Source organism: Pseudarthrobacter sp. R1 (assembly GCF_024494415.1).
Taxonomy (GTDB): domain Bacteria; phylum Actinomycetota; class Actinomycetes; order Actinomycetales; family Micrococcaceae; genus Arthrobacter.
The window spans coordinates 164,152-177,830 of record NZ_JAMKFI010000002.1 but is presented as its reverse complement, the minus strand read 5'-3'; the positions used below and the strand labels follow the sequence as shown (position 1 = coordinate 177,830).

Here is a 13,679-nt window from a genome sequence, read left to right as displayed (position 1 = left end):
CCGCACTTTCAAGGACCGGGGCCCGCCCGGCATACTGTGGTCCATGAAGTTCACCACCACCATCCAAGGCAGCGGCAATAAAACCGGCATCGTAGTCCCGGAGCAGGTTGTTTCGGAGCTGGGAGCCGGCAAGCGGCCGCCTGTGGTGGTCAGCATCAACGGCAAAAGCTATCGCAGCAGCATCGCAGTGATGGGCGGGCAAAACCTGATATCGCTGAGCGCAGCCAACAGGGAGTTTGTTGGTGTCGAAGCCGGAGACACCGTTGACGTCGACGTGGAACTGGACACACAACCCCGGATTGTTGAGGTCCCTGAGGACCTTGCCGCTGCAATGGCTGCGGAGCCGGCGGCGCAGGAGTTCTATGCGACCCTGAGCTACAGCGCCCAGCGGCGGTACGTGGAGCCGCTGGGCGAAGCCAAAACTCCCGAGACCCGGTCGCGGCGGATTGCCAAAGTGGTGGAGGAGCTCAAAGCCGGAAAGAAATGACCGTCCAGGCTTCCTCGTCCTTGTCCACGTGGGCGGCGACGGCATTGAAATCAGGAATGTGCAGGACCCCCGGCGGAAGCGGCCCGGTGTTCGGCCCCACGGCTACGGTTGGGATACCGGCGGCTACGCCGGCCGCAATGCCGGCGGGAGCGTCTTCAAACACCACGGCGTCGGAGGGATCCACGCCAAGACGGGCAGCGGCCTTCAGGTATCCCTCGGGATCCGGTTTGCCCCGGGTCACCAGCTCGGCCGTCACCACGGTGGCCGGCATGGCCAGCCCCGCTGCAGCCATCCTGATGTCCGCAAGGACCCGGTCAGCTGATGTCACCAGCGCGACGGCGTCCGCAGGCAGAGCGGCCAACAGTCGGGCGGCTCCGGGCAGCGGCAGGATGCCCTCGGTCCGGACGCGTTCCATGGCGCCGAGTTCCGCCGTCAGCGCCAGCACGTCCGCCCCTGGCGGTGCGAAACGCCTGACGGTATCGCCGGCTTGGACGCCGTGCGACGTCCGGAGTATTTCCCCGATGTCCAGGCCGTAACGCGCCGCGAATTCTCCCCACACCTGTTCCACCACTGCCGTGGAGTCCACCAGGGTGCCGTCCATGTCGAAGAGGACGGCGCGGCAGGTCAGGGTCCGGACAGCAGCCGGCGTGGAGGCGTTCACGGTCCCCATTGTGCCTTAGGCGCGGAGTCCGGTGGGATCACTGCTGCGCCTCCCGGATCCTGTTGCCGCTTACGGCCTGTCAGGCGCCGCGGCCGGGGATGTACTGGACCGCCCACCTGTTGCCGTCGGGATCGGCGAAGTAGACAAAGTGGCCCCAGTCCTGCACATCCACATCGCTGACGTCCACTCCGTTGCTTTTGAGCTGCTGGTGCGCGGCATTAATGTCGCTGACCACCAGTTGAAGGTTGGAGCCGGTACCGGGAGGCGCCTCCGTAAGCCCGTCGCCGATACAGATTGAGCAGGCTGAGCCGGGAGGCGTCAGCTGGACAAAGCGGATGGAGTCCGTGGGCCGCTCATCAAAGTCGGCATTAAAGCCCACCTTGTTGACGTAAAAGTCCTTGGCGCGGTCCACGTCGGACACAGGGACGTACACAAGTTCGAGTTTCCAGTCCATCCGCACAGGCTAACGGCGGGAGCCGGAATGAAAAAGGCTTGAGGACTACCCTGCGATGCCGTAAAGGCGATCGCCCGCGTCCCCCAACCCTGGGACGATGTATGACTTCTCGTTGAGCTTTTCGTCGATGGAGGCCAGGACTATGGTCACGTTGGCATCGGAGAGTTCCTCCTCCAGCTTGGCCAAACCTTCCGGGGCGGCCAGGAGGCAGATGCAGGTCACGTCTGAAGCACCGCGCTTGAAGAGGAACTTGATGGCCTCGCGCAGGGTTCCGCCGGTGGCCAGCATGGGGTCCAGGACGAAGATCTGCCGGTCCGTGAGGTTCTCGGGGAGGCGCTCGGCATAGGTGATGATGTCCAGGGTTTCCTCGTCCCGGGCCATCCCCAGGAATCCGACCTCCGCGGTGGGAACGAGCTTGGTCATGCCCTCGAGCATGCCCAAGCCGGCGCGCAGGATGGGGACCACCAGCGGGGTTGGCTTGGTGAACGCGGTACCTACGGTGGTGCTGACGGGCGTTTCGATGGTGACGGGTTCGGTGCGGACCTCGCGGGTGGCCTCGTAGGCAAGGAGTGTCACCAGCTCCTCCGTCAGCTGCCGGAAGACCGGGGACGGGGTGTTCTTGTCCCGCAGGACAGTGAGCTTATGGGCGACCAGCGGGTGGTCCACAACGAGAGTGCGCATGGGTCAAAACTACCATCCGGCCGCTGGGGCTTTTCCTGCCTTTAGCCTCCTGCACCCGTCCGTGGGGAACCGCCGTCGCTCCCACGGAACGTGCCGCCGTCGGACGTTCCCGCGGTGCCGCCGTCGTTCCTTCCGGAGGTACGGCCGGTCCCCTGCGGGGAGCCGCCGTCGCTCGGTCCGGAGGTGCCCGCGCTGCTTGTGAGCGGGTCCCCGCTGTGGTCCTCGCGGAGGACCGGGTGCTCGAAGGTGGGTGCCGGGCCGGCATGTTCCCGCTTCCGGATCAGGTGGAACAGCCGGTGGGCCAGGATCACCATGCACACCCATGCCAGCCCCAGGAACCATCCCGCCATCACGTCCGTCATCCAGTGATGCCCCAGGAACACCCTGCTCAAGCCCATGGCGATGATGAACACTGCCCCGGCGGTGATGGCAGTGATTCTTGCCCAGAGCATCTGGAACTGAAGGCACATGATGTACACCAGGACGCCGACCACCACTGTTGTATTCAGGGTGTGGCCGCTGGGGAATGATGGTGTGGTCTCGAAAGGCGGTACTGCTTCGGAGTGGTCCGGGCGGGTCCTGCCCACCAGGCGCTTGCCCAGCGTGGTGGCCGTGGTGGAAACAAGGGCTGCGCCGCCCACCAGTACGATAGGGCGCCAGGTCCGGCTCAGGAATGTCAGCCAGGCCGTGAGGATGCTTGCCAGGATTGGCATACCGATCCCGCCGCCTACGTTCGTAAAGGCGGTAGCGAAGGCGTCCACTTCGGGGTTCCGCAAGGATTGTGAATATTCCAATGCAGGAATATCGAGGCTTGCCAGTCCTTCCTCGTCCACCACGTCCGAGTACACCTCGGCTCCCAGCAGGGCCATCGTGAGCACCAGCGCGCCGCCGATGATCATCGTCAGCCACAGGGCGGCATAGGGCTTGATCCACTTGTCCATGCGGTCTCGGACGGTGCTCATTGTGCCTCCCGGCGGATGTACGTCACGGGCTCTGGGTATCCTTCGAAACTATCATTGAGCCATGGTCTCCGCAGATAGCAAATATGATGCCTGGATGGGCCTCGCCCTCGCGGAGGCGCGCCGTGCCCTTGCCACGGAGGACGTGCCGATCGGCGCCGTGGTGATAGGGCCCGACGGCGCCGTGCTGGGTTCCGGCCGGAACCAGCGGGAGGAGCTGGGAGACCCCACCGCGCACGCCGAAGTGGTTGCGATCCGGGAGGCGGCGGCGCGTTTGCGGGACCTGCGCTTGGCCGACGGCGGAAGCGGAGATGGTTGGCGACTGGCCGACTGCACGCTGGTGGTGACCCTCGAGCCCTGCGCGATGTGTGCCGGTGCCATTGTCCTTGCACGGATTCCCCGGGTGGTTTTCGGCGCCTGGGATGAGAAGGCCGGTGCAGCAGGATCCGTGTTCGACGTGCTGCGCGAGCGCCGGCTGAATCACTGGGTTGAGGTCTACGCGGGCGTACGCGAAGCCGAATGCGGCGGGCTGCTGCGTGACTTTTTTGTGGGGCACCGTACGCGGCTGTAGGTGCTTGTGCGTGTTCCGATTCGCGTGGAAACTTTAGCCGCCGAGGATGTCAAGCACGTGCGCAGCCGTCTGCTCCCACCCCGGCAGGCGGTTCCTCGTCTCAAGCGCGGCTGCCCGCCAGGTGTCCCTGGTTGCGCCGTCCTGCAGCCAGCGTCGCAGCATTTCAGCCAGCAGGGCAGGGTTTCCAGGGTCAGTATCGGACGGAAAAGTTACGGCAGTTCCGGGAAGGTGAACGCCCGCCCGCTTTCCAGGCTCCGCTCCAGGCGCGGCAAAACTCAGGGCTTCGACGGCGCCTGTTCCCTGGCGGACAACCACGGGAATTCCGTGGGCGAGCGACTCCGTGACTACCATGCCGAAAGCCTCAGCCTGGGACGCCAGGACGCTCAGGTCTGCGCGGTTCCATTCGTCCTCGAGCGCCCGGCCTTTCAGCTCACCCGTTAGCCGCACCCGGTTTTCCAGGCCGTGTGCGGCGACCGCGGCCCGTACGATGGCTGCGTATTCCGGGTCCGCCTGGTCAGATCCCACCAGTGATGCTGTCCAGTCGAGTTCCTGGATCCGTGCCAGTGCTTCTACGGCCAGCAACTGGTCCTTGTTCGGGAGGAGCGCGGCTACGGTGATGATGTGCGGCGGAATGGATCCCTGGGCCACGGGTGCGGGCTCCGTACCGGGCAGGGCCACCCGAAGCCCGGAAAGGCCGTGGCGGGCTTCGAGGGTGGTGGACGCCCAACTGCTGGTACAGATCACTCCCGATGCCGCCCGCAGGGCCCGTGCCTCCAGCTCGTGGCGCGACGGGGCCGGCATGTGCACAAGCACCCAGGTCTCCTGCCGGGCTTTGGCCGCGAACTCCAGTTCGTCCGGCGCACCCATGGCAATCAGCCCGTCCACCAGGGTCACGACGGACCCGTGGTGCCCCTCCGGCTCCCAAGCGCCCAGCAAGCTGCCCAGCCGCCGTTGTTCTTTTGCAGTGGACTCCGGCCAGGAGCCTTCAACTGCCAGCACATCCACGTCCACGCCCAGGGCCCGCAGGGCCTGCACCAGGCGCGCGTTGTACACGTTGCCGCCGGAGTTGTGCCGGATGTTGGCAGGAACGAGGAGCCGGATGGGGCGCATAGTCAGGCGGCGGAGAGGTCCAGCGAGTAGGTGGCCCAGGCGTCCGGATTTTCGCGCAGGGTGACGTCGATGCCCGCAAGTTCGCGGCCGTCGTCTGTGTCCTTGATCTTGCTGGCAACCGACTGGGCGACGTACTCAGCAAGCGCCTCGGTGGTGCTGAGCTTTCCCTGGAAGTCAGGGTGCTCGTCCAGGTTGCGGTAGTTCAAGCCCGCCAGCACCTCCTCAATGATGGTGCCGGCGGCGCCGATGTCCAGCACGATGGCGTCTTCATTGAGCGTCCGACGGCGGAAGGCCACCTCCGCGACGAAGGTGGCCCCGTGCAGGGCCTGGGCGGGGCCGAAAGCCTCCCGCGGAAGGCTGTGGGCGATCATGAAGTGGCGTCGGACGGTCAGGCTGAACAATGGGCTACCTCTGCTCTTCGCGGTTAGGTTCCTGGGCGTGCTGATCTTCGGGGTACTGGTCTTGCCGGTCTTCGGCTTGCGGGTTTTCGGCTTGGGGGTATTCGATGACATGGCACAGCGCATCCAGCGTGCCGTCAGCGAGCCCCTGAACAATGTCGGGCAGTTCGGTGAACGGCGACGAACCTGTCACAAACGCGTCGAACACCGGATCGGTCAGCAGGGATACGGCGAGGTCCAGGCGGTCGGTATTGGTCCTGCGGTGGCGCCGGGCACGTGCCACCACTCCTACCTGGCTCGCGCGGATTGAGAGCCGGCGGGCGTGGAAGTCCTCGCCCAGCGGCAGTGTGACTTCCCGGTTGGCGTACCAGGACATTTCGATCACGTCGCCTTCATCGCCGGCGAGCTGGAGGCTGCGCTCTAGGCCTTCCTGGGATGCCGAGCAGTGGAACACCACGTCGCAGTCATCCAGGGCGTCATCCGGGTGGGTGAATTCGACGCCAAGGGCGTCCGCCAGCTGCTTCCGCCCCGGGTCCACGTCTACGAGCTGAAGCCGCTGCAGTGGGAATGTCCTCAGCAGGGTGGCAACCATGCCGCCCACCAGGCCGGCACCCACCACGGCTACTCTGTCTCCCAGCCGCGGGCCGGCCTCCCACAGGGCATTCACTGCCGTTTCCACCGTTCCGGTGAGGACAGCACGTTGCGAGGGGACGCCGTCGGGAATTTTGGTGAGGGCATCAAGGGGCAGCACGTATCGGTCCTGGTGCGGATTCAGGCAGAACACCCGCTGGCCTATCCACTCTGCCGGCCCCTTCTCCACGACTCCCACCGACAGGTAGCCGAACTTCACTGGCCCCGGGAACTGGCCCTCCTGATGCGGGGCCCGCATCTCCTTGGCGACGCGCGGCGGGACCAAGCCATGGTGGACCACCATCTCGGTGCCCTTGCTGATGCCGGAGTAGAGGGCCCGGACCAGCGCTTCGCCGGGACCGGGTGCCGCCAGCTCCTCCGACCGGAGCTCGCCGTGATCCCGGGTTGTGGTCCAATAAGCCGTTGCATTGATGGGCGCGCGTGAATTAGTCATCTTGCTGATGAATCTAGCTGCCTGCGTGCGCCGGGGAAAGTTTGACGGCCTCATCCAGCGTTGCTGCGCTTAGCCCCGGGGCACGCTGCACCAAAAGCTCTGCTAGGTCAGTGCCAACTCCCAGTCCCTGAAGGGGTCTCGGGGCAAAACGATCGGCGCGGCATAGAAGTCTTCCCAAAGAGGGTCCTCAGCCGGAAGATCGTCCGGATCCAGGAAGTTGTCACCCGGAGGTTCCTCCAGTGGGGGCTCCAGAAATAGAGCGTCTTCAGCAGGGCAGCCATAAGTGCTGGGCATGGCTGATTCTCCAATGCTTCCGGGCCAGTGTGGTGGTTCCCAGTCCTGGTGTTCGCTTTTGTAGTGCCGGCCCGTGGGTGAGGTCCAGCCGGGTGGTTCGGTTGTGGTGGTTGGTGTTGGTTTCCAGCCGCTGATGTGCCGGAGCTTGTGGTGTTTCGGGCAGGGTTGGCCGAGGTTGGATATGCCGGTGGTGCCGCCTTTGTGCCAGGCGAGGATGTGGTCTGCTTCGTTGTCCAGGGAGTTGTTGTTGCAGCCGGGGAACGGGCACTTGCCGTCCCGCAGCCGCAGCCAGTTCCGCATCGCTTTGGTCAGCCGGTAGCTGGTGCGGCCGATCTCCAGCGGAGCCCCGTCCCGCGGATCCACCAGCACCCGGTAAAACGAGCCCGCCCCGTCACCGACGAGGTTCCGTGCCATCGACGCCGGGATAGGTCCGGACCCGTCCAGCATCGCCGGTTCGTCGGTCAGGCCCAGCAGGGAGAACACGGGCACGGTGACCAGCACCTGTGCCCGGATCGAAGATCCCTGCCCGGGGCCGGTTTCCTCGCTGGTCGCCGCGGTCATGGCCTACAACCTCACCCGCACCGCCGGGATCCTCGCCGCCGGACCCCTCGGCAAGGCCAGGACCGGCACGATCCGCCGAAAACTCATCCACATCCCCGCCAGGATCGCTTCCAGCGCCCGGCGCGTCCGTCTCCACCTACCCGTGTCCTGGCCCTGGCAAATACCGTGGCAAAGCTTGTTCAACCACATCTATCCGCCGCCTCAAACCGCCTGAACACCCACTCCACCCAGCCCCACGGCTCAACCAGGACCAACAGTGGAACAACGAAAGGCAGCGAGGCCCGACACCCCACCATGCCCTCAGCCCGAAAGACCCCCGAAACCGACTTCAGATCAGCCGCCCAAGCAGATCGGTGGATCAAGGCTAAGCCCGGGCACGTTCATCGGCTCTCCGAAAACCTCATGAGTCATTTGGCCAAAGGCAGGGAATGGGCCACCCCTGGAGTTCAGGCCGCCGTTCAAAGAGCGGTGGCTGGGCTTGATACAGGCATTGAAACTGCCTCCCCGCGCGTCCAAGCGCTATTGCGCCGGTTGGCGGAGGAACTTGCTGGCGGGGTCGAGACGCTTACTCCCCGCGTCCAGGAACAGCTGAAGCATGTTGGCCCGAAAGCCGCTGCCCCCATTCCTGTCCGGGCCGGGCGTTCCGTGTCGAAGGCATGGTGGTGGATCGGCGGCCTCGCGGCCCTGGCGGGAGCCGGTGCAGCCGTGTGGCGCTCCATCCAAGCGTCCCGGGAAGAACCCGCACCCCCGCTAAGCATGCAGGACAACAGCGGCGCCGATCCTAATTCCGACGCTGACCTTACCGCCGGCCGGATGTAGGAGTGCGAGCTCGAACGGCGGCAGGACAACCGTGACGCACCGCAGAAGCATCGGGCGATGATGACAGACCCGTGGCTCTTCGCGATGATTTGCGACCCGAAGGGGCCGGACGCGTCACCTCCAGCTTGTCAGATGAAGAACTGGCCCAGCTGCTGGATTCTCTCTACCGAAACCTCGATACTCCCGCGCCAGATCCGAGAGCAATTCTCTGGTACGAAATCGGTGTTGAAGAAAGCCACCGCCGGCGAAGCTCCGGCAACAAGCCTAACGAACAGGCCAGGGGACGCACCAAGAAGGAAATCATCCGCAGCCTCAAGAGCTTTCTTCTGAAAAAACCATCCGGCCCGGGGCTGCCCCCTGCGCCTTCACCGGTGAAAATCCCTGCACGGGCCGCCCGATGCCCGCCCTACCGGCCGTAGGGCGGTTTACCCCGGGAGGCGGGGCGGATGCCGGAATAGGGTCCACCCTCTTCGGGTGGGGTGGGTTGATTCTCTTCCGCATCGTTGCCGGGGCGGGTACCCTGACAGTCATCATGGCCGTTGTGGCTGTGGCGACGAGGGCGTCGCAGCGCTGGGGTGCGCTATAGGAGTTTGTCCTGCCCCCGCCATTACATGTGAATGGCAGGAGAATTTTCATGTTTGAACAGCGTTTCATTGTTGATGCTATTTCCCGGAGTGCCGAAAACGCGGTGGACCGTCGACGGTTTTTCCGTGCCGCGGGCTTGAGCGGTATGACTGCCGGGGCGGCGTTCGTCGCCGCGTCAGCGGCCGCGTCGCCTGCCGTTGCCGGGGAGGAGGCCGGTGCGCCCAGTGACGGGGCGATCCTGAACTTCGCCCTGAATCTGGAATACCTGGAGGCCGAGTTTTATCTCCGCGCTGTCACGGGCATGGGCTTGCCGGACAGCATGACCACCGGCACGGGGAAACGCGGCCCGGTCATCGGTGGGCGCGCGGTGCACTTCAAGAGCCCCCTGATCAAAAAGTATGCCGAGGAAATTGCCGCGGACGAAAAAACCCACGTCGCGTTCCTGCGCAGCGCCCTGGGAGCTGCGGCGGTGTCACGGCCGAAAATCAGTCTCGACGACAGCTTCACCGCCGCCGCCAGGGCTGCAGGGCTGATCGGTGCCCACGATAAGTTCGATGTCTACGCCAACGAAGTGAACTTCCTCTTCGGGGCGTTCATCTTCGAAGACGTCGGCGTGACGGCCTACAAGGGCGCGGCCCCGCTGATCAGGAACAAGACGTACCTTGAAGCCGCCGCCGGGTTGTTGGCTGTGGAGGCCTACCACGCAGGGATCATCCGTACGACCCTCTACGCCCTGGGGGTCGAGACGCCTGCGATTTACACCACGGTGCAGAAGATTTCGGATGCCCGGGACAGCCTGGACGGGACAACGGATCTGGATCAGGGCATCGCCACATCAGCTATGGCCAACCTCGTTCCCACTGACGCGAACGGCCTGGCCTTCAGCCGGACCGCGGCCCAAGTGCTGAACATCGCCTACCTGGATTCGGAGGAGGTCACCTCGGGCGGTTTCTTCCCGGCAGGTGTGAACGGAAGCATCAACACCAGCGGTGATAACGACAACGACTAAGACCACGTATACCAACGCCGTAAGCGCACACGCTGTGGCTGGCTTTGTCTGTTCCGGGGATAACGAAACCCCCGGAACAGCCAGCTAAGAAGAGAAGTACTCAGCACCCAAAGGACATCGGCTCCGAGTGAGGCGCGGTACGGCTATAGTCGTGCGCCGGACACCGGAGATCGCTCCTGCGATGGGTTTCCAGGTCACGGCTTTACTATCCCCGTGCTTTGTCCGGGGCACAGCGGGTCGGGTGCCGTGAGTGGCCTATTCTGAGCCGTTGTCCTGTGCTTCGAGGTGTTTGGCCATGGCTTCAACGGCCTGGGTTCCAGCGTGCGGTCAGGGCTTGTCTGCTCAGTGGTTCAATACGGATGTTGTCTGTGGGGCGGTCATTGAGTCCTTGTCCCAAGCTCAGGCGATCGTCGCCGGCCTGCCGGTGGAGGGGAAGCTGCGCATCGTTGGGCGCTCCATGCCGCTCTCCACCCGCGTTGCGCGTGAACTGGCCCCATATCTGTTTCCGGCAGAGCCTGGCCACCCGTGGCCCGAGGAGATCACCGAAACGGCGCTGAACAGGTTCAGCAAAGATAGGGGCCCTGTGAAACTCACGCTTGTCGAACCCTTCGTCGTCCGAAGTCGCCGCCGACGTCGCGTGGTCCGGTCAGGCCTTCCGGCACCCTCTCAAGTTCCTGCGCGCCAGGCCCGAACTCGACCCCGCCACCGTGGAACTCCCCCCGCACATCAGGTCTGCGTAGCCGCAGCGCCCTCTTGGCGATCGCGATGGGCACGGGGCGGCACTGAGGACCAAGGAAAAGGTAGACAGGAATACGCGCGAGTGAGGACAAGAGGACCGCCTTCACCTGCAGTCCGAATTTTGTGATAGAAAACCGGGGGCCCGAGGAATCATGTCAAGATGCCCGCCTTCGTTATTTCGCGGAAATCATTTGGTTTTGCCCGGATAGCGGGCTGGGCTTTGGTGCCCTGTTTCGCGCTGGTCAGCGCCAGGAGTCCGGCGTTTAGTGCCTGGATCTGACGCTGGATGGCTGCAGGGTTCAGGGGTTTGTTCTCCCGCCGCAGCCGTGCCTGCACGTCCCGGGAGACGGTGCCGGTAGCGGCCAGGACGCGTTGAAACGGAGTTGCGGGTTGGTCGTAGGTCTTGCTGATTTTCGCGCCGGTCCGGACCTTCGCCAGGAGCTTTTGCTGCGGCCCGAAATGATTCGTCAGCAGCCGCTGAAGCGCCCAGATCTGGTTCAGCAAGTCCAGCTCGGCCGGCGGTGTCGTAACGGTGGTAGCCGACGGTCTGACGGACGATGTGCCAGTTTTTCTGTTCCACATGCGCCCCGTCATTCTTGTTCCCCGATCGGGACCGGGTGAACGTCAGGTTCTCCTGCTTGCACCAGGTCAGCAGCTCCCAGTTGATGAACTCTGAGCCGTTATCGGAATCGATGCCGAGGATCGGGAACGGGAACGCGGCGGTCGCGTCTTTGATGGCGGCAAACACCCATTTCTGCGCCTTGTTCCTGACCGACCTGGTCTCGGTCCAGCCGGTGGCAATGTCGGTGATGTCCAGCGTGAAGCAGAATTCGCCCCTGCTGTTGCCGCCCTCGTGGCCGACCAGATCGATCTCCACGAACCCCGGCACCGCGTCGTCCCACTCGGCCCAGGTCCGCATTGGAATGGAGTCCTTCAGCAGTGTTCCCGGCTTGGTGTGGGACCGGCCCCGGGGATCAAGTTTTACCCGGTCCGCCTTGAGCCGGCGGTCAATGGTCGCCGGTGCGATGCGCAGCAACTGCGCCGCCGTGGCATCGTCGATCTGCAACTCTTTGAACCGGCGCAGGCGCGGCACCAAGTCCGGCAGGGCGGCCGCGAGCAATCGCCCGCACGGGGTCCCCTGCACCGCCCAGCAGAACCGCAACGCCTCGATCACCGCCTCCCCGTACAGCGGAGACCGCGGCGCCGGCGGCCGGACGGGCCTGAGCACCAGCGCCAGCCGCAACGCCTTCCGGGCATGGTCCCGATGCCATCCCGTCGTCGCGCACAACTCGTCCAGCACCTGCTTCTTCGCAGCCCGATCCGAGCGGGCATAGCGGGTGGCAATCGCCTTGGTGACAGCCCTGCGTTCACTCATCGAAAGCTCCATGGCTCACACTGCCGAAACGGCGGACGCCACCCCCGGCGGACACGCCGCTACGCGGGCATTCTCAGATGATTCCTCGAATACCGCTACGCGGGCATCTTTGATGAGTCAACGCGTGGGGTTGACATCATCCCCCGCGGGACCAGAGACTCTACTGAATGCTTCAAGCTACGGTGCAGTTAGCGATGAGCCGAGGGGTTCGATGTTCTACGACGGCGCATATGACTACGTAATTGCCGGGGGCGGCACCGGCGGCTGTGTCTTGGCCGGCAGGCTCAGTGAAGACCCCACGGTTAGCGTCCTCCTGCTAGAGGCGGGCGGAACCGACCGCAATTTGTTCATCCACATGCCCGCCGGCTTTCCGAAACTTAGTACCGGGCCGCATCAGTGGGGCTATGCCAGCATCCCGCAGAAGCACGGCAATGGCCGTCGTATTCCGCTCCGCCAAGGCCATGTGCTCGGCGGCGGTGGATCTATCAACTCCCAGGTTTTTACTCGCGGCGTGGCCGAGGACTACGACGGGTGGGTCACGGACTACGGATGCGAAGGTTGGTCCGCCGACGAGGTGTCCCAGTACTTCGTACGCTCAGAGTCGAACAGCCGGCTCTCGGCACCCCACCACGGAACCCAGGGGCCGCTCGGAGTATCTGACCTTGTACATCCGCACAAGCTCTCGGCGGCCTTCGTGCAAGCGGGCCACGAGTTCGGGTTGCCCTACAACAGCGACTTCAATGGTGCCGAGCAGTACGGCGTCGGTTTCTACCAGACGACCACGAAGAACGGCCGCCGGTGCAGCGCGGCCGTCGCTTACCTGAAACCCGCCCGCAAGCGGCGTAACCTCACGGTTCGCACTAACGTGATCGTCTCGAAAGTAATCATCAAGAATGGCCGAGCTGTCGGGGTTCGGGCGCTCGAAGGCGGCAGCGCACGAACGTACAGCGCCAAGCGCGAAGTGATCGTCGCGAGCGGCGCCTTCGGTTCGCCCAAACTGCTGCAGCTTTCGGGTATCGGTAACTCGCCGGACCTCGCCGCCGCCGGCATCGACACCATACATCCCCTGCCAGGTGTCGGTAAGAACCTGCAGGACCACTGCGCTGTCGACGTCATTTTCGAACTCACCGACTACCACAGCCTGGACCGGCTCAACCGGGTGAGCCCGGCAGCGATTATGGCCGGTCTCGAGTACCTCACCCTCCATTCCGGACCGTTCGCCTCAACCGTCGTCGAGGCAGGCGGATTCAGTTATGGGAACAAGAACGAGAAGACGCCGGACCTGCAGTTCCACTTCCTGCCGGCGGCGCGGGCGGAGGTAGGCTGCCCAACCCTGCGGCCCGGATTCGGTGCAACGTTGAACTCGTACTTTGTACGGCCCCGGAGCCGGGGGACAGTCCGTGTCGCGTCCTCTGACCCGGCAAAAGCACCGCTCATCGATCCGAACTACCTGGCCGATGACTACGACGTCGAGATGGCCATCGCCGGCGTGCAGCAGAGCCGACAGATTATGGAGCAGTCGTCGATGGCTCCGTTCATTCGAGCGGAGCGCATGGGCGACGGTACCCCGGTTAAAACCCGCGACGAATACGTGAATTTCGTACGCTCCTACGGACGCACTTCGTACCATCCGGTCGGCACCTGCGCCATGGGAACCAAAGAGGATTCGGTCGTCTCGCCGCGGTTGAAGGTCCATGGGCTTGAGGGATTACGCGTCGTTGACTCCTCGATCATGCCGCGTCTCGTCAGTTCGAACACGCAGGCTCCCACGATAATGATCGCGGAAAAGGCCGCCGAAATGATCCTCGAGGACGCACATGATACGACATCAAGGGTGGTGGCCGGCTGATACAAGGACGCGAAGCCCGGACTCCACAGTCCAAAGGTTCTGTT

The 13,679-nt window shown here is 64.3% G+C and carries 14 protein-coding genes and 2 pseudogenes; 7 read left to right on the top strand and 9 right to left on the bottom strand.

Annotation, left to right across the window (positions count from 1 at the left end; all coding sequences use genetic code 11):
• Positions 1-43 precede the first annotated feature (43 nt).
• Positions 44-487 carry a YdeI/OmpD-associated family protein gene (locus tag M8J71_RS02765; protein WP_256246484.1) on the top strand — a complete coding sequence of 148 codons (444 nt, stop codon included), beginning with the start codon at positions 44-46 and terminating at the stop codon, positions 485-487.
• Here M8J71_RS02765 and M8J71_RS02760 read toward each other — a convergent pair.
• From M8J71_RS02760 to M8J71_RS02745, 4 genes are all read right to left on the bottom strand, one after another.
• Complete coding sequence (locus tag M8J71_RS02760) at positions 468-1,157, bottom strand: HAD-IA family hydrolase (RefSeq protein ID WP_374114800.1); 690 nt, start codon at positions 1,155-1,157, stop codon at positions 468-470. The two genes, M8J71_RS02765 and M8J71_RS02760, sit on opposite strands and share 20 nt — an antisense overlap.
• 70 nt (positions 1,158-1,227) lie before the next feature.
• The gene (locus tag M8J71_RS02755) at positions 1,228-1,602 is read right to left on the bottom strand and encodes a VOC family protein (RefSeq protein ID WP_256246483.1); all 375 of its coding nucleotides are present in this window, start codon (positions 1,600-1,602) and stop codon (positions 1,228-1,230) included.
• A 45-nt stretch (positions 1,603-1,647) separates the two neighbouring features.
• On the bottom strand, positions 1,648-2,283 hold the full coding sequence (upp, locus tag M8J71_RS02750) for a uracil phosphoribosyltransferase (protein ID WP_163167923.1): 636 nt from the start codon (positions 2,281-2,283) through the stop codon (positions 1,648-1,650).
• A gap of 41 nt (positions 2,284-2,324) precedes the next feature.
• The gene (locus M8J71_RS02745) at positions 2,325-3,245 is read right to left on the bottom strand and encodes a phosphatase PAP2 family protein (RefSeq protein WP_256246482.1); all 921 of its coding nucleotides are present in this window, start codon (positions 3,243-3,245) and stop codon (positions 2,325-2,327) included.
• 61 nt (positions 3,246-3,306) lie between these two features.
• Here M8J71_RS02745 and M8J71_RS02740 point away from each other — a divergent pair, with 61 nt between their 5' ends.
• A complete protein-coding gene (locus tag M8J71_RS02740; protein ID WP_256246481.1) occupies positions 3,307-3,813 on the top strand; it encodes a nucleoside deaminase in 507 nt (168 codons plus the stop codon).
• A 33-nt stretch (positions 3,814-3,846) separates the two neighbouring features.
• On the opposite strand, the gene M8J71_RS02735 is transcribed toward M8J71_RS02740, so the two are convergent.
• The 4 genes and pseudogenes from M8J71_RS02735 to M8J71_RS02720 all read right to left on the bottom strand — a co-directional run.
• A complete protein-coding gene (locus M8J71_RS02735; RefSeq protein WP_256246480.1) occupies positions 3,847-4,923 on the bottom strand; it encodes a glycosyltransferase family 4 protein in 1,077 nt (358 codons plus the stop codon).
• Positions 4,924-4,925: 2 nt separating this feature from the next.
• Complete coding sequence (locus tag M8J71_RS02730; RefSeq protein ID WP_256246479.1) at positions 4,926-5,324, bottom strand: 6-pyruvoyl trahydropterin synthase family protein; 399 nt, start codon at positions 5,322-5,324, stop codon at positions 4,926-4,928.
• Between the two features lie 4 nt (positions 5,325-5,328).
• Complete coding sequence (locus M8J71_RS02725) at positions 5,329-6,405, bottom strand: dehydrogenase (RefSeq protein ID WP_256246478.1); 1,077 nt, start codon at positions 6,403-6,405, stop codon at positions 5,329-5,331.
• Between the two features lie 102 nt (positions 6,406-6,507).
• Positions 6,508-7,215, bottom strand: a pseudogene (locus M8J71_RS02720) (HNH endonuclease signature motif containing protein); the annotation flags it as partial.
• Between the two features lie 28 nt (positions 7,216-7,243).
• Between M8J71_RS02720 and M8J71_RS02715 the strand changes: the two are divergent.
• The 4 genes and pseudogenes from M8J71_RS02715 to M8J71_RS02700 form a co-directional block, all read left to right on the top strand.
• Positions 7,244-7,474, top strand: a pseudogene (locus M8J71_RS02715) (IS1380 family transposase); the annotation flags it as partial.
• A 254-nt stretch (positions 7,475-7,728) separates the two neighbouring features.
• Positions 7,729-8,079 (top strand): hypothetical protein, encoded by a 351-nt coding sequence (locus tag M8J71_RS02710; protein WP_256246477.1) that lies wholly within the window; start codon positions 7,729-7,731, stop codon positions 8,077-8,079.
• A 71-nt stretch (positions 8,080-8,150) separates the two neighbouring features.
• Positions 8,151-8,498 (top strand): hypothetical protein, encoded by a 348-nt coding sequence (locus M8J71_RS02705; RefSeq protein ID WP_256246476.1) that lies wholly within the window; start codon positions 8,151-8,153, stop codon positions 8,496-8,498.
• Between the two features lie 215 nt (positions 8,499-8,713).
• Positions 8,714-9,673, top strand: coding sequence for a ferritin-like domain-containing protein (locus M8J71_RS02700; RefSeq protein ID WP_256246475.1), 960 nt, complete (start codon positions 8,714-8,716; stop codon positions 9,671-9,673).
• A 925-nt stretch (positions 9,674-10,598) separates the two neighbouring features.
• Here M8J71_RS02700 and M8J71_RS02695 read toward each other — a convergent pair.
• On the bottom strand, positions 10,599-11,786 hold the full coding sequence (locus M8J71_RS02695) for an integrase catalytic domain-containing protein (RefSeq protein WP_256246474.1): 1,188 nt from the start codon (positions 11,784-11,786) through the stop codon (positions 10,599-10,601).
• Positions 11,787-11,997: 211 nt separating this feature from the next.
• Here M8J71_RS02695 and M8J71_RS02690 point away from each other — a divergent pair, with 211 nt between their 5' ends.
• The gene (locus tag M8J71_RS02690; protein ID WP_256246473.1) at positions 11,998-13,635 is read left to right on the top strand and encodes a GMC family oxidoreductase; all 1,638 of its coding nucleotides are present in this window, start codon (positions 11,998-12,000) and stop codon (positions 13,633-13,635) included.
• Positions 13,636-13,679: the final 44 nt, after the last annotated feature.

Bases quoted from the DNA above. Each gene is read 5' to 3' on its own strand.
- M8J71_RS02735 (WP_256246480.1), bottom strand. From the start codon at position 4,923: ATGCGCCCCATCCGGCTCCTCGTTCCTGCCAACATCCGGCACAACTCC.
- M8J71_RS02725 (WP_256246478.1), bottom strand. From the start codon at position 6,405: ATGACTAATTCACGCGCGCCCATCAATGCAACGGCTTATTGGACCACA.
- M8J71_RS02695 (WP_256246474.1), bottom strand. From the start codon at position 11,786: ATGAGTGAACGCAGGGCTGTCACCAAGGCGATTGCCACCCGCTATGCC.
- M8J71_RS02745 (WP_256246482.1), bottom strand. From the start codon at position 3,245: ATGAGCACCGTCCGAGACCGCATGGACAAGTGGATCAAGCCCTATGCC.
- upp (WP_163167923.1), bottom strand. From the start codon at position 2,283: ATGCGCACTCTCGTTGTGGACCACCCGCTGGTCGCCCATAAGCTCACT.
- M8J71_RS02755 (WP_256246483.1), bottom strand. From the start codon at position 1,602: ATGGACTGGAAACTCGAACTTGTGTACGTCCCTGTGTCCGACGTGGAC.
- M8J71_RS02760 (WP_374114800.1), bottom strand. From the start codon at position 1,157: ATGGGGACCGTGAACGCCTCCACGCCGGCTGCTGTCCGGACCCTGACC.
- M8J71_RS02700 (WP_256246475.1), top strand. From the start codon at position 8,714: ATGTTTGAACAGCGTTTCATTGTTGATGCTATTTCCCGGAGTGCCGAA.
- M8J71_RS02765 (WP_256246484.1), top strand. From the start codon at position 44: ATGAAGTTCACCACCACCATCCAAGGCAGCGGCAATAAAACCGGCATC.
- M8J71_RS02740 (WP_256246481.1), top strand. From the start codon at position 3,307: ATGGTCTCCGCAGATAGCAAATATGATGCCTGGATGGGCCTCGCCCTC.
- M8J71_RS02690 (WP_256246473.1), top strand. From the start codon at position 11,998: ATGTTCTACGACGGCGCATATGACTACGTAATTGCCGGGGGCGGCACC.